Source organism: Mycobacterium sp. TH-M116 (assembly GCF_057473685.1).
Genome location: NZ_JBYCLC010000253.1, coordinates 39,548 through 54,033, shown reverse-complemented (window position 1 = coordinate 54,033; position 14,486 = coordinate 39,548). Strand labels below are relative to the sequence as shown.

The 14,486-nt window shown below is 67.4% G+C and carries 14 protein-coding genes; 7 read left to right on the top strand and 7 right to left on the bottom strand.

Features of this window, described 5'->3' with window-relative positions; all coding sequences use genetic code 11:
• A partial coding sequence (gene lepA, locus AC2VOK_RS12715; protein WP_428900782.1) for a translation elongation factor 4 occupies positions 1-1,867 on the top strand: 1,867 nt, incomplete at its 5' end.
• A gap of 30 nt (positions 1,868-1,897) precedes the next feature.
• Here lepA and AC2VOK_RS12710 read toward each other — a convergent pair.
• The 3 genes from AC2VOK_RS12710 to AC2VOK_RS12700 form a co-directional block, all read right to left on the bottom strand.
• Positions 1,898-2,482, bottom strand: a complete 585-nt coding sequence (locus AC2VOK_RS12710) for a PepSY domain-containing protein (protein WP_428900781.1) — start codon at positions 2,480-2,482, stop codon at positions 1,898-1,900.
• 79 nt (positions 2,483-2,561) lie between these two features.
• Positions 2,562-4,601: a glycoside hydrolase family 15 protein gene (locus AC2VOK_RS12705; RefSeq protein WP_428900792.1), complete on the bottom strand. Its 2,040-nt coding sequence runs from the start codon at positions 4,599-4,601 to the stop codon at positions 2,562-2,564.
• Between the two features lie 56 nt (positions 4,602-4,657).
• On the bottom strand, positions 4,658-4,939 hold the full coding sequence (locus AC2VOK_RS12700; protein ID WP_428900780.1) for a hypothetical protein: 282 nt from the start codon (positions 4,937-4,939) through the stop codon (positions 4,658-4,660).
• A 193-nt stretch (positions 4,940-5,132) separates the two neighbouring features.
• Here AC2VOK_RS12700 and AC2VOK_RS12695 point away from each other — a divergent pair, with 193 nt between their 5' ends.
• Positions 5,133-5,327, top strand: a complete 195-nt coding sequence (locus AC2VOK_RS12695) for a hypothetical protein (protein WP_421530970.1) — start codon at positions 5,133-5,135, stop codon at positions 5,325-5,327.
• Between the two features lie 141 nt (positions 5,328-5,468).
• On the opposite strand, the gene AC2VOK_RS12690 is transcribed toward AC2VOK_RS12695, so the two are convergent.
• Both AC2VOK_RS12690 and AC2VOK_RS12685 read right to left on the bottom strand, forming a co-directional pair.
• Positions 5,469-6,215: a phosphoadenylyl-sulfate reductase gene (locus AC2VOK_RS12690; RefSeq protein WP_428900779.1), complete on the bottom strand. Its 747-nt coding sequence runs from the start codon at positions 6,213-6,215 to the stop codon at positions 5,469-5,471.
• Between the two features lie 350 nt (positions 6,216-6,565).
• Positions 6,566-6,667, bottom strand: coding sequence for an Ms4527A family Cys-rich leader peptide (locus tag AC2VOK_RS12685; protein ID WP_428900791.1), 102 nt, complete (start codon positions 6,665-6,667; stop codon positions 6,566-6,568).
• 135 nt (positions 6,668-6,802) lie between these two features.
• On the opposite strand from AC2VOK_RS12685, the gene AC2VOK_RS12680 reads away from it, so the two are divergent.
• From AC2VOK_RS12680 to hemW, 3 genes are read left to right on the top strand one after another with little or no spacing between them, the layout of a single operon-like run.
• Entirely contained in the window at positions 6,803-7,417 is a 615-nt protein-coding gene (locus tag AC2VOK_RS12680; protein WP_428900778.1) for a hypothetical protein, read from the top strand.
• Positions 7,418-7,473: 56 nt separating this feature from the next.
• Entirely contained in the window at positions 7,474-7,848 is a 375-nt protein-coding gene (locus tag AC2VOK_RS12675) for a transglycosylase family protein (protein WP_428900790.1), read from the top strand.
• Positions 7,849-7,901: 53 nt separating this feature from the next.
• Positions 7,902-9,074 carry a radical SAM family heme chaperone HemW gene (gene hemW, locus AC2VOK_RS12670; protein WP_428900777.1) on the top strand — a complete coding sequence of 391 codons (1,173 nt, stop codon included), beginning with the start codon at positions 7,902-7,904 and terminating at the stop codon, positions 9,072-9,074.
• A gap of 3 nt (positions 9,075-9,077) precedes the next feature.
• On the opposite strand, the gene AC2VOK_RS12665 is transcribed toward hemW, so the two are convergent.
• On the bottom strand, positions 9,078-10,319 hold the full coding sequence (locus tag AC2VOK_RS12665; protein ID WP_428900776.1) for a sodium-dependent bicarbonate transport family permease: 1,242 nt from the start codon (positions 10,317-10,319) through the stop codon (positions 9,078-9,080).
• Between the two features lie 387 nt (positions 10,320-10,706).
• On the opposite strand from AC2VOK_RS12665, the gene AC2VOK_RS12660 reads away from it, so the two are divergent.
• Together AC2VOK_RS12660 and AC2VOK_RS12655 are read left to right on the top strand one after the other, a co-directional pair.
• Positions 10,707-12,059 carry a salicylate synthase gene (locus AC2VOK_RS12660; RefSeq protein WP_428900775.1) on the top strand — a complete coding sequence of 451 codons (1,353 nt, stop codon included), beginning with the start codon at positions 10,707-10,709 and terminating at the stop codon, positions 12,057-12,059.
• Positions 12,060-12,218: 159 nt separating this feature from the next.
• Positions 12,219-13,223, top strand: a complete 1,005-nt coding sequence (locus tag AC2VOK_RS12655) for an acyl-ACP desaturase (protein WP_428900789.1) — start codon at positions 12,219-12,221, stop codon at positions 13,221-13,223.
• 154 nt (positions 13,224-13,377) lie between these two features.
• Here AC2VOK_RS12655 and AC2VOK_RS12650 read toward each other — a convergent pair whose 3' ends face one another.
• Complete coding sequence (locus AC2VOK_RS12650; RefSeq protein WP_428900774.1) at positions 13,378-14,472, bottom strand: NADH:flavin oxidoreductase; 1,095 nt, start codon at positions 14,470-14,472, stop codon at positions 13,378-13,380.
• Between the last annotated feature and the right edge of the window lie 14 nt (positions 14,473-14,486).

Genomic DNA, 14,486 nt, shown 5'->3' with positions numbered 1-14,486 from the left:
ACACCAGGAGATTCCCATCAGCAGCTTCGCCGACAAGACCTTCACCGCGCCGGCGCAGATCAGGAATTTCTGCATCATCGCCCACATCGACCACGGCAAGTCCACGCTTGCCGACCGCATGCTGCAGCTCACCGGTGTCGTCGACGAACGCTCGATGCGCGCCCAGTATCTGGACCGCATGGACATCGAGCGGGAACGTGGGATCACCATCAAGGCGCAGAACGTGCGGTTGCCGTGGAAAGTATCGGGGGGTAACACCCCCGAAGACAATTACGTCCTGCACCTGATCGACACCCCCGGCCACGTCGACTTCACCTACGAGGTGTCGCGCGCGCTGGAAGCCTGCGAGGGGGCCGTGCTGCTGGTCGATGCCGCCCAGGGCATCGAGGCGCAGACGTTGGCCAACCTGTACCTGGCCCTGGACCGCGATCTGACGATCATCCCGGTGCTCAACAAGATCGACCTCCCGGCTGCCGACCCCGACCGCTACGCGGGGGAGATCGCGCACATCATCGGGTGCGAGCCCGACGACGTGCTGCGGGTGTCCGGCAAGACCGGCGAGGGGGTGGCGCAGCTACTCGACGAGGTGGTCCGCCAGGTGCCGCCGCCGCAGGGCGACGCCGACGCGCCCACCCGCGCGATGATCTTCGACTCGGTCTATGACATCTACCGCGGCGTGGTGACCTACGTGCGGGTGGTGGACGGCAAAATCGTTCCGCGCGAACGCATCCTGATGATGTCAACCCGCGCGACCCACGAGCTGCTCGAGGTCGGCATCGTCTCGCCCGAACCCAAGCCCAGCGAGGGCCTCGGCGTGGGGGAGGTGGGCTACCTGATCACCGGCGTGAAGGACGTCCGCCAGTCCAAGGTCGGCGACACCGTGACGACGGTGCGCCACGGTGCGACCGAGGCGCTGACGGGCTACCGCGAACCCCGCCCGATGGTCTATTCCGGGCTGTACCCCGTGGACGGCTCGGACTATCCCGACCTGCGCGACGCCCTGGACAAGCTCCAGCTCAACGACGCGGCGCTGACGTATGAGCCCGAGACGTCGGTGGCCCTGGGCTTCGGTTTCCGGTGCGGCTTTTTGGGCCTGCTGCACATGGAGATCACCCGCGAACGCCTCGAGCGCGAGTTCGACCTGGACCTGATCTCGACATCGCCGAACGTCGTGTACCGGGTCGCCAAGGAGGATGGGACCGAGATCGTGGTCACCAACCCATCGGACTGGCCGGAGGGCAAGGTCCGCGCGGTCTACGAGCCGGTGGTCAAGACCACCATCATCGCGCCCAGCGAGTTCATCGGCACCATCATGGAGCTGTGCCAGTCCCGCCGCGGCGAGCTGGGCGGCATGGACTATCTGTCGCCCGAGCGGGTGGAACTGCGCTACACCATGCCGCTGGGGGAGATCATCTTCGACTTCTTCGACTCGCTGAAGTCACGTACCCGCGGGTACGCCAGCCTCGACTACGAAGAGGCCGGCGAGCAGGAGGCCGACCTGGTCAAGGTCGACATTCTGCTGCAGGGCGAGACCGTCGACGCGTTCTCCGCGATCGTCCACAGAGACGGGGCTTCGGCGTACGGGTCGAAGATGACCACCAAGCTCAAGGAGCTGATCCCGCGCCAGCAGTTCGAGGTCCCGGTACAGGCGGCGATCGGCTCGAAAATCATTGCGCGCGAAAATATCCGCGCTATCCGCAAAGACGTGCTCTCCAAGTGCTACGGCGGCGACATCACCCGCAAGCGCAAACTTCTGGAAAAGCAGAAGGAGGGCAAGAAGCGGATGAAGACCATCGGGCGGGTGGACGTGCCGCAGGAGGCGTTCGTCGCGGCGCTGTCCACCGGCGACGAGAAGGCGAAGAAGTAAGCCGCACAGGGTGTTCGGCGGCGGACGTCGCTAGACCTGTTTGTTCGCGATGACGTCCCCGGACGCCGCGTTGAGCGTGACCTTGTGCTCGACGATGTAGGTGTCCCAGACGTCGGCTTCCCACACAGTGTTGCCGTTGGTCTCGGCGAGCTGCATCTCGGTGATCGAACCGTTGGGCACCGTGGCCAGCAGCTTCTGGACGGCTGCGCGGTAGTCCAAGGTCGCGGCCTGGGCGAGCGCGTGGTTCTTGGCCTTGTCGGCTTCGCTCTGGTTCTTCGGGGTCGGCCCGACCAGGATCGTGACGCCGTCCGAGGACACGTCCATCGACTGCTCGGTGCCGTCGGCGGTGACGACGTGGACTCGCCAGCTCCCGGTCTCCTGGGTCCTGATCGACGTCAGCGTGCCGCCGGGCACCTTTGTGACGGCGAGGGCGCCGACCTGCAGCAACGTCTGCGGGTCCGGGGGAGCCGAGGGCCGCGACCAGTGCGCACCCGCCGAGGTGCTGGTCCCCGACGTCGCGGCGGGCTTGCCGCTGTGACCGCACCCGGCCAGGGCGGCGATCGCCAGAAGGAGGAATGCGGTCAGGATCCAGGGTCGACGCGTCGCGGCAGGCACCGCCGCATGGTATCGCGGCGCCCGGGCCGCGTCGCCGGGGCGGTCGGTCACGCGAGTGCCCGCCGCCACCCGCGGGCGTTCACATGGGGGCGTTGGCGGGCTGGAACATCCCGGAGCCGTCGGCCTCCTCCTCGGCGCGAATCACGTGGACAACGGCGTTGATCAGTGCCAGGTGCGTGAACGCCTGCGGGAAATTGCCCAGGTGCCGGCCGGTCCGCGGTTCGATCTCCTCGGCGTACAGGTGCAGCGGGCTGGCGTAGGCCAGCAGCCGCTCGCACAGCCGCTTGGCGCGGGCCACCTCGCCGATCTCGACCAGCGCCGACACCAGCCAGAATGAGCAGATGGTGAACGTGCCCTCCTCGCCGGACAGCCCGTCGTCGGTCTCCTCGACCCGGTAGCGCAACACCAGGCCCTCCTCGGTGAGCTCGTTGGCGATTGCCAGCACCGTGTTGCGCACCCGCGGGTCGTCCGGGGGCAGGAACCGGGTCAGCACCGCCAGCAGCAGCGAGGCGTCGAGTGCGTCGCTGCCGTAGCGCTGGGTGAACACGCCGCGCGAGTCGACGCCGTGCTCGAGGATGTCGGCCTTGATCTCCTCGGCGATCGCGCGCCACTGCTGCGCGTAGCTTTTCTCGCCCTGCCGCTCGGCCAGCTTGGAGCCGCGGTCCAGCGCCACCCAGCACATCACCTTCGACGAGGTGAAGTGCTGTGGCTCCCCGCGGACCTCCCAGATGCCGCGGTCGGGTTCGCGCCAGTGTTTGATCGCTTCCTCGACCTGCCTCTTGAGCACCGGCCACAGGCTTTCCGGGATCTGCTCGCGGGATTTGCAGTGCAGGTAGAACGAGTCCAGGATGGAACCCCAGATGTCGTGCTGGATCTGGTCGTAGGCACCGTTGCCGATCCGCACCGGGCGCGCCTGGTCATAGCCGGACAGGTGGTGCAATTCTTCTTCGACCAGGCTGCGCTCGCCGCCCACGCCGTACATCACCTGCAGCGGATGGCGTTCGTTGTTGTTGGCGCCCGAGACATCGGCGATGAACGCGAAGAAGTCATCGGCCTCGCGATCCAGGCCCAGCGTGTAGAGCCCCCACAACGCGAACGTAGAGTCCCGGACCCAGGCATAACGGTAGTCCCAGTTGCGTTCGCCCCGAGGGGTTTCCGGAAGCGACGTGGTGGCGGCAGCCAGCAGCGCGCCGGTGGGGGAATAGGTCAGGCCTTTGAGGGTGAGGGCGCTGCGTTGCAGATACGCCCGCCACGGGTGGTCGGGGAAGTTGCCGATGTTGATCCACTGGCGCCAGCACTCGGTGGTCTGCCACATCCGTTCGGCGGCTTCTTCGTAGGTCTGCGGCGCCGGGTGCTTGGTCCAGCTCAGGGCGACGAACACGTCGTCGCCCTCCTTCATCCGGGTGCGAGCACGTGCTTCCCGGCCCTCCAGGCCGATGCGCAGGTTGGTCGTCAGCCGCAGGGTGGGGTGGTCGTCGGGCTGCTTGGCGGCGCGGGCGACGGCCTCTCCATACGCGTTGGCCGAATACTCCCACGTCACCCCGGTGCGGTGGTAGTCGAAGGCCGGCTCGCAGCTCACCATCAGCTCGACGGTGCCGCTGACGCAGCGCACGGTGCGCAGCAGGATGTGCTCGGCGTCCCAGTCCATCGGGGTGCGCCGATGCGTCCGCGAACGGCGCTCGATGTCGTGCCAGGGGCCCATCACCAGCGCGTCGCGCACGATCAGCCACCCGGTGTGGGTCTGCCAGGTGGTCTCCATGATCAGACTGCCGGGCAGGTAGCGGCGCGCCGACGGAACCGAAACCCCGTAGGGCCCCAGCCTGAAATGACCGGCGCTGCGGTCCAGGATCGCCCCGAACACGCTGGGAGAGTCCGGTCGGGGCACGCAGAGCCATTCCACCGACCCCGCCGGGGAGATCAGGCACGTCGTCTCCCAGTCGGACAGAAACGCGTAATCGGCGATCGGCGGGAACGGGTTGCGCAGACCGGCGTTGGGCGCCAGGGGCGCGGGCGCGCTGAAGTCGATGGGTGACGCCGCCGGGGAATCCCCCACCGGTTCCACTGTGTCCCCGACGTCGGTGGGGTTGGGTTGGTCGGCGGGTTCGGCGTGCAGCACCATGCGGACATCATCGACTGTCGACCCGCCCGACGTCCACGCTTCGCGCAATCCGGGGATCACCCGCGGCGTCTGGCGAACTTCGGTGCGTGCTCGGGCAGCGGTCCGATGGCGATCAGGTGACCGGCCAGGCGTCGCAGCGCCGGTGGCCGGCTGACCAGCTGTACGGTCAGGGTGCGCTCTGGTCGACCCGTCCCCGCATGCCATCGCCGGAGCCGGTTGAGTTGCACGTCAAGCAGTTTCACGTCCTCCGGGTACGTCAGCGCGTCGACCCGCTCGGCGAGCCAGGGCCCCAGCTCGGCCAGCGCCCGGCGCAGTGTCGCGATGCCCTGGGCGCGCATCTGCGTTGTTTCGCCCGCGCGGTCCCGTCAGCCGCGTCAGGTCGAGGTCGACCAACTGGTTCTGGATCTTCATGTGGATGCTGTCGATGAGGCAGGTCGTACTGTCGGCAGCAGCCATGGGTCGATCCTGGCAGACGGGCGATTCGTTGCCCGCGCGTTGGCTTTGGCGGCGGGCACGAATAGTGTGTGGCCGATGACCGCGTTCCTGAACTGGTGGGACGGCAACGAACTGTGGCTTTCCGGGCTGCCGTTCGTGCTGCAGGCGATGGTGGTGATGCCGATCGTGCTCGCGGTGGCCTATCTCATGGCGCTGGTGCTGGACGGACTGCTCGGCAAGGGCATCGACGTGATGCGCCGCCTCCGGCGCACCGACGGGACGTCGCGGTAACGTCCATGCCCCGCTCGCATGTGACACTCGTGCTCGTCGTGCTCGTGGTGCTCGTCATCGTCACATGGTTGTTGACCCATTGACCCGTCGCCGGCCAGTCCCGTGCCGTCGCCGATAGCACGCCGGCCACGTCCGGCTCCGTCACGATGCGTGCAGACCGCACTCGGTCTTCGCGGTTCCCTGCCAGCGTCCGCTGCGCGGGTCGGCGCCCAGGGCGGGCCGCACCGTGCAGGGCGCGCAGCCGATCGACGGATACCCTTCGGCGATGAGCGGGTTGACCAGCACGCCGTGCTCGGCGATGTAGCTCTCGACGGCCCGGTCGGTCCAATCCACCAGCGGACTGACTTTCACCAGCTTGAACGCCTCGTCGAAGCTGACCACCGGCGCGTTGGCGCGGGTGGGTGCGTCGACCCTGCGCAGCCCCGTGACCCACGCTGAATAGCCTTGCAGCGCTTTACGTAACGGAGCGACCTTGCGCTGCCGGCAGCATTCACCTGGGTTCCGTGCGTACAGATCCTTGCCCAGCAGCGCATCCTGCTCGGCCACCGTGTGCCCGGGAGTGGCGTTGATCACGTGGATGTCGTAGACCGACTCGACCGCGTCGCGCGTCCCGATGGTTTCCGCGAAGTGGTATCCGGTGTCCAGGAACACAACCGGCACCCCGGGCCGGACCTGGGCGGCCAGCTCGACGAGCAGCGCGTCCTGCATGCTGGAAGCGACCACGTAGTTGCACGTCGCCCAACTGCGCGGTCCCCGCACGCCGCCGAAGATCTCGTCCGTCCACCTCAGCACCTCGGTGGCGCTTGCACCTTCGAGGTCGGCCGCCCCGCGCGCCGCCATCTCACGTAACTCGGCTTCGGAGAGGCTCGTCGCTTCGGTGGTGGTCATCGGTGATCTTTCTCCGTCCACCTGGTGTGCGTGACAGAGCGCACACCAGGATCCATGTGGTGATCGGTTTTTCTCAGCGGGATAGGCGTGCGCAAACACGATGTCGCGCTGACGCTTTCGCTGCGGCCCCGTACGCAGCGCTGCGTACCATGGCGAAAACCATTGGGTAACTCGAGATATTCCCGCGCACGCCCTCGCGTGGCGGTGCGCAACTGTGTGCAAGAGGTTGTGATCATTGCTCCGTGGTCATTCAAGAACGCGCGCAGGCGTGGACGCGCAAATCAGAAGAAAATTTCCGGCGGTGGCACAGATCCGGCGCCGGCTACTGACAAGTGGGCGGATCTACCAGATCAGCGGAGACAACAACAGCTGCAGACGCGCTTGAGATCGATGTGCCGCCGTGTCACCAGCGCAACGCGCAGTCGGGGGTTGGAGACGGTCACGCCGGCCATTGTGCCATGGAAGACGTCCACGCGCCCGCGCGGGGACCCGATTCGCATGCGAAAAAGCTGCTTCTCCGTTACCGATGTGACATCTGTTACCAGTGATAATTTCTTCGTCGTGTGCTGGAGGGGATGGAGGTCATTGTGCGCGGATCACGGGTCGAGAGCGGCAGCGCCGCCCAGACGGTGGGCAGAAGGCCGACCGGCGCGTCGCATTTCGCGATCACCGAACGACTCCCGGGGATCGTGCGTCATCGCCCCGGTGCGACTTCTCGCTCGCGTCCGAGACGTTCGGCATTGCGCTGGCTGGCCGCCGGAGTCCTCGTCATCACTCTGGCCCTCGCGGGCTTGGGCGGGCAGTTGCTCTATCAGGAGCAGCAACGCAACACCGCAGCCAGGGAGGCGCTCGCGGCCGCCCAGACCTACATCGGCAAGCTGATGAACTTCGACGGCGAGACCATCGGGGACAGATACGGCGACATCCTCGACGGCGCGACCGGAGATTTCCAAGCGAACTACCGCAAATCCGGCTCGGAACTGCACCGGATTCTGCGGGAAAATGCGACGACCGTGCGCGGGAGGATCACCGAGGCTTGGGTGAAGAAGGCCACCACCAGCAGGGCCGTGGTCGTCATGCTCGTCGACCAATCGGTCAAGACTCGCCAGAGTCCGAGAGCGACCCTGCAACGGAGTCGGGTCAAGATGGTCATGACGAAGGTCGGCGGTCGTTGGCTGGCCAGCAAGGTGCGAGTGATATGACACTCAATCCCGCGGGATTCCGCGTCGTCGTGTCCGCGTTCCTGGCCCAAGTCCTGATGGTGGGCGCGCTGTTCGCCACCGCTCTGGCGGTGTCGACCAGCGATTCCAAAGCCGAGGATGTCGATTGGGAAGCCATCGCGCAGTGCGAATCGGGCGGCAACTGGGCGGCCGACACCGGCAACGGCCTGTACGGCGGTCTGCAGATCAGCCAGCCGACATGGGATGCCAACGGCGGTCACGGTTTGCCGTCGGCCACCTCGCCTGACGGGCAGATCGAGGTCGGAGATCGGATCATGACCGCCCAGGGTCCCGGCGCGTGGCCCCAGTGTGCGGCGTGCAGTCAGGACGCGGCACCGGTGGGGTCTTTGACGCACCTTCTCGGCTTCCTGGATAACCAGGGCGGCGGCTGCCCGAAGACAGAAGAGGACTGAGGGCTCCGAGCCGGTCCGCAGCCATGGGATCATCGGCCATGGGATCATGAGGCATGAGCCAGCCCGAGGAACCGGTCGACCTTCCTGGCCTGCGGCTCGGTCCGGATCGGCCGTTCGGGTTGTATGTGCACGTCCCGTTCTGCATAACCCGTTGCGGTTATTGCGATTTCAACACCTATACTCCGGCAGAGCTGGGGGGAGTCAACCCCGATGCCTGGCTGCAGGCGCTGCGCACGGAACTCGGACTCGCGGCCGCGCGGTTGGCCGCGCCGACGGTGGACACCGTCTTCGTCGGCGGCGGGACGCCGTCGCTGCTGGGCGGCGCGCGCGTGGCCACGCTGCTGGACATGGTGCGTGAGCACTTCGCGCTGGCACCGGACGCCGAGATCACCACCGAGGCCAACCCGGAGTCGGCCTGGCCGGACTTCTTCGCCGCGATCCGTGCGGCCGGATACACGCGGGTGTCGCTGGGCATGCAATCGGTGTCACCGCGGGTGCTGGGAGTCCTCGACCGGATTCACACGCCGAACCGATCGGCGGCCGCGGCCCGCGAGGCCCTGCAGGCCGGTTTCGAACACGTCAGCCTCGACCTGATCTACGGCACGCCGGGGGAGAGCGACGACGACCTGCTGCGTTCCGTCGACACGGCGGTCGAAACCGGCGTGGATCACGTGTCCGCCTATGCCCTGACCGTCGAGGAGGGCACCGCGCTGGCCCGGCGGGTTCGCCACGGGGAGCTGGCCGCCCCCGACGACGACGTCCTCGCGCACCGCTACGAGCTGGTTGATGCCCGTCTCACCGAGGCGGGGATGAGCTGGTACGAGGTGTCCAATTGGTCGCGCCCGGGCGGAGAATGCCGGCACAACCTCGGCTACTGGGACGGCGGTCAATGGTGGGGCGCGGGGCCCGGGGCGCACGGCTATGTCGGGGCCACGCGCTGGTGGAATGTCAAGCATCCCAACGCCTATGCCGAGAGGTTGGCCAATGCGGCGCTGCCCGTGGCGGGATTCGAGCAACTCGGCCCGGACGCGTTGCACACCGAGGAAGTCCTGCTGAGAACACGCCTGCGCCAAGGCCTTCCGCTGGCCGTGCTGGACGCCACCGAGCGCGAACGCGCCGAGTGCGCAGTCGCCGACGGATTGTTGGTGCCACTGCGGGACCGGCTGGTCCTCACCGAACGCGGACGCCTGCTCGCCGACGGGGTCGTGCGGGGCCTGCTGGGGTAGTTCTCAGGTGCCCGGGAACCAGTGCCCGATGACGTGGGCGATCTCAATGTAGAGCGGGATGCCGATCGTGACGTTGTAGGAGAACGTCAGGCCCAGCGATGCGGCCAGCGGCAGGGTCGGGCTGGCCTCGGGGATGGCCAGGCGCTGCACGGCAGGCACGGCGATGTAGGACGCCGCGCCGCACAGCACCGCGAACAGCACATAGGTCCCCGGCTGGAAGTCGGTGTGGGTCAGGTAGGAGTACAGGTGGGCGACGACGATCCCCAGCGCGGCAAAGATGTTCGGCGCCAGCAGGCCGAAGATGATGAAGCCGCGCCCGGCCGACCGGAGGTCCTTGAGCTTGCGGGAGGCCGTCATTCCCATCTCCAGCAGGAACAGGCACAGCACGCCCTGGAACGCCAGCACGAAGAACCTGTCGTCATCGGCCACGACCTTCTGGCCCTGCAACCCGCTGAGCAGTCCGATGACGATGCCGCCGAAGAGCAGGACGAGTCCCGGGTTGAGGAAGACTTCCTGGAACAGCTCGCGGGTGAACAGGGAGGACCTCTTGCCGGCCGGCAGCGGCTCGCCCAGGTCCAGAACCTCGGGATGGTCCGACATCTCCATCGCGAACTCCAGCTCCTGCTCGACGCCGCGCTCGTGTTCGGCCTGCAGGCTGCGGCCGTCGGCGGGCCGCGCCGGCGTGCCCGGGCCGATGCCTGCCTTGACCGGCGCGGCGTATCCGGCCTCATCGGGCATGTTCCCGGCGTCGTCCATGCCCCGGTGCCGCAGCCGCGCCACCAGGTACAGGGCCACCAGGCAACCGGGAATCTCCATCACGGCCAGCATCACCGGCATGTAGGCGTTGAACGCGATGCCGACCGAGGTCAGCACGGCTATGCAGGTGGCGAAGGTGCCCGCCGAGTCGGAACCGTAGTAGCCCGCGACCGTCGCCTTGTCGACGCCTCGCATCGAACTCAGTGAATTCAAGAGAAGGTAGGCCAGACCGCCGATCAGGAAATTCGTCACAAAACCCAACACCATGAACCCGACGATGGCCCCGATGCTGGAGGCGCCGATCTGGGCCAGTTCCTCGCCGCCGTGCCAGCCGATGGCCAGCAACAGATACATGGTCAGGCCCTGGTAGATCACGTAGGGGAACTCCAAGCGCACCTTCAGGATCGGGATCAGGAACCCGAAGTAGAAGAACAGCAACAGCGGCTTGAACAGGTTGTGGGTGAAGTTGTTCCAGAACTCTTGCAGCATGGTGCCTCCCGTGGCAGGTGACTGATCAGGGAAGCAACGTTCGTCAGCGAGCAAACCACGAACATCCCGACGATCGTGAAGAATCTAGCCCCGCCGGTGCCAAACCGCCACTCGTGGGCACGCCGGCGTCGCGGGACGAATTCCATCACGCGAGACGGCTTTCGGCAAAGAAAAAACCAGGGTCGGGCGCGTGCCGCCGGCAGTCGGCGACCCTGGAGTGCCGGGGCAATCTGGGGTGAATGCGCGCTGAGTGTGCTGCCGGCTCGATGCGTAAGTCGGCGCGGACCGGGGACAGGGCCATCGGCGGGCCCCGGCCTCGGTCGGAGTCGCTCGCGCAGGCGCGCCGGGGTCGACCCCATTGGATAGGTTAGGCTACATTTACTAACCATGACCGAGGTCGGCGTCGAGACGAATCCCGCGGACTGCGCGGAATCGACGATTCCGCTTCCCGCACACGTCGATCCCGCCGACCTGGCGGCCGCGCTGGCCGCGGTGGTGTCGGAGCGGGCCGGCGAGCAGTATCTGCTCTACGAGCGGGCCGGCGAGTGGGTCCTGGCCAGCGGTGTGCGGGCGATGATCGAGCTGGACTCCGACGAGCTGCGGGTGACGCGCGACGGGACGACCCGGCGTCACCCGTGGTCCGGACGGCCCGCACCCGTCCTGGGTGAGGCCGTCGACCGGCTGCTGCTGGAGACCGATCAGCTGTTCGGTTGGGTCGCCTTCGAGTTCGGCGTGTACCGCTACGGGCTGGGTGACCGGCTGGCTCCCCACACCCCGCTGGCCCGGGTGTTCTGGCCCCTTGGCCGCATCGTGGTGAGCCGCGGCGAGGTTCGACTCGCCGGCGCTGCGCCCGGCCACCGCGAGGCGGTGCTGGCATTGCTCGGCGACGGGGTGCCCGAGGTGTGCGACGCCCGCGGCATCGACGTGACCGCCGATTCGTCGGGCTACCGCGACCGGGTGGCGCTCGCCGTCGGCGAGATCGCGGCGGCGCGCTACCAGAAGGTGATCCTCTCCCGATCCGTGAAAGTACCCTTCGCGCTGGACTTTCCGGCCACTTATCGGCTTGCTCGTCGGCACAACACGCCGGTGCGGTCATTTCTTTTGCGGCTGTCCGGGATTCGGGCCCTGGGCTACAGCCCCGAACTGGTTGCCGCGGTCGACCGGGATGGTGCGGTGGTCACCGAGCCGCTGGCCGGGACGCGCGCGTTCGGCCGGGGCGCGGCGCATGACCGCCGGGCCCGCGCCGATCTGGAGTCCAACTCCAAAGAGATCGTGGAGCATGCCATTTCGGTGCGCAGCTCGCTGCAGGAGATGACCGAGATCGCGCAGCCGGGCACCGCATCGGTCACCGATTTCATGACGGTGCGCGAGCGGGGGAGCGTGCAGCACCTCGGCTCGACGATCACCGCGCGCCTGGGCTCGTCGAACGACCGGATGGACGCGCTGGAAGCACTCTTCCCGGCGGTCACCGCGTCGGGCATTCCCAAACCGGTCGGGGTCGAGGCCATCCTGCGCCTCGACGACACCCCGCGCGGACTGTATTCCGGTGCCGTCGTGACCGTTTCGGCGGACGGCGGGCTGGACGCGGCGCTGGCGCTGCGGGCCGCCTACGAGCGCGACGGCACGACCTGGCTTCGGGCCGGTGCCGGGATCATCGAGGAGTCCGACCCCGAGCGCGAATTCGAGGAGACCTGCGAGAAGCTGTCCACCCTCGCGCCCTACCTGGTCCCCGCTCGGTAGCGCCGCGCCGGCGGCGTGACCCGCTCGTGACGCCCGTAGGGACCAAAGACCCTTTTCAATCGCCTCCCGGCGTGGCTTTCTTGATGTAACCGCATGACACAGATACATTGCGAGTTACTGGCGGAAACAGATAACTGGGAGGGCTTTGTGTCCAAGGGAATGACCGATTTACAGCTACTTCACGAGCTTGAGCCCGTGGCCGAGCGGCTGCTCAACCGGCATCTCGAGAAGTTCAAGGAGTGGAACCCGCACGACTACGTTCCGTGGTCGGACGGCAAGAATTTCTCCGCGCTCGACGGCCAGGACTGGGAGCCCGGCCAGAGTCGGCTCACCGACGTGGCGCAGGTGGCGATCGTGCAAAACCTACTGACTGAGGACAATTTGCCGTCGTATCACCGCGAGATCGCGATGAACTTCAGCATGGATGGCCCGTGGGGGCAGTGGGTGAACCGGTGGACCGCCGAGGAGGCCAGGCACAGTACGGCACTGCGTGACTACCTGGTGGTCACCCGTGCCGTCGACCCGGTCGAGCTGGAGAAGCTTCGCCTTGAGCAAATGACCCGCGGCTTCAGTCCGGGGCAGAATAGTCAGGGCGACATGTTTGCTGAGAGCATCTTCGACTCGGTCATGTACGTCTCGTTCCAGGAACTGGCCACTCGGGTTTCGCACCGCAACACCGGCAAGGTCGCCGGCGACCCGATCGCCGAACAGCTGATGGCCAGGGTGTCCCACGACGAGAACCTGCACATGATCTTCTACCGGGATGTCAGCGCCGCGGGCCTGGACATCGCCCCGAATCAGGCCATGCGGTCGGTGCACAAGATTCTGCGCAACTTCAAGATGCCCGGCTTCACGGTGCCGGAATTCCGGCGCAAGGCGGTGATCATCGCCGTCGGCGGCGTCTACGACCCGCGCATCCATCTCGACGAGGTGGTGATGCCGGTGCTGAAGAAGTGGCGCATCTTCGAGCGCGAGGACTTCACCGGCGAGGCCGCCTGGATGCGCGACGACCTGGGCTTGCTGGTCAAGGAGCTCGAGGCGGCCGGCGACAAGTTCGACGAATCCAAGCAGCGCTATCTGGAGCGCGAGGCCCGCAGGACCGAGAAGATCACCGCCAGCAGGGTGCTCAGAACCCAGGGGACGCTGACGCGCAGCGGGCACTAGCCTTCGGCTCGGCCCGGACACGCCGAACGTGAAGCTAATGCGAAAAATCGCCACAAATCTCGCGGTGGCTTCACGTTCGACGTGGGATCGTCTCCCACCTTCGTCAGCGGGACCCTCGGCACGACCATGACATGAGAGCCGGAGCCCTCCGCCGTCAGCTCAGGGCGGCCAGGGCCGTCGCCGGGTCGTAGCCGGTGAACCCGTCGAGGTCGCCGTTGCGCAGTCGGTTCACCCAGCCCGGGTCGGCGAGCAGCGCGCGGCCGATGGCCGCGATGTCGAACTCACCGGCGTCGAACTGCTCCACCAGGCGCTCGACCGGCGCGGGCTGGATCACCTGACCCCGCTTCTCGCTGCGGAACTGCGTTTCCAACCCCACCGACCCGACGGCGATGACCGGCAGCCCGGTGACCTTCTTGGCCCACCCGGCAAGGCTCAACTCGCCGTCGTAGCCGGGGAACGCGGGCACGTAGTGCCTGCGCGTGGAGGGGTGGAGCATGTCCACCCCGGCCTCGGCCAGCGGGGAGAGCAACTCCTGCAGCTGGGTGGGGTCGTCGGCGATCGTGGCCGTGTAGTCGGTGCCCTTCCACTGCGAGAAGCGGAAGATGATCGGATGGTCCGGGCCGACGGCGGCGCGGACCGCGGCGACGACCTCCGCGGGGAATCGGGTGCGCGCCGACAACGACCCCCCGTAGGCGTCGGTGCGCAGATTGGTTCGCTCCCAGAAGAATTCGTCCAGCAGATAGCCGTGGGCGCCGTGGATCTCGACGGCGTCGAAGCCGAGGTCACGGGCGGTGGCGGCGCTGTCGGCGTACAGCTGCGCGACTCGCGGCAGCTCGTCGGCCGACAGCGCGCGGCCCTTCGGCGTGCCGAGCCCGTCGACGCCCGACGGGCTGACCGGTACGACACCGTCGGCGTCGTCGCGCTGAGCGCCCTGATGCCACAGCTGGGCGGCGATCGCGGCGCCCTCACCGTGGACGGCGTCGACGACGCGCCGCCACCCGGCCGCGACGTCGTCGCCGGCGATCGTCGGGACGGTGTAGGGGTAGCCCGCGGCCGGGTCGGGCAACCGGATTCCCTCGGTGATGATCAGCCCGACGCCACCGGCGGCGCGGCGCCGGTAATACTCGGCCACATCGGCGCCCGGGATTCCGCCCGGCGAGGCCTGCCGGGTCATCGGCGCCATCGCGAACCGGTTCGGCACGCTCAGCGAGCGGACGGTGAACGGCGTGAAGAGATCGTGTTCTGCCACGAACCGCTCCAACG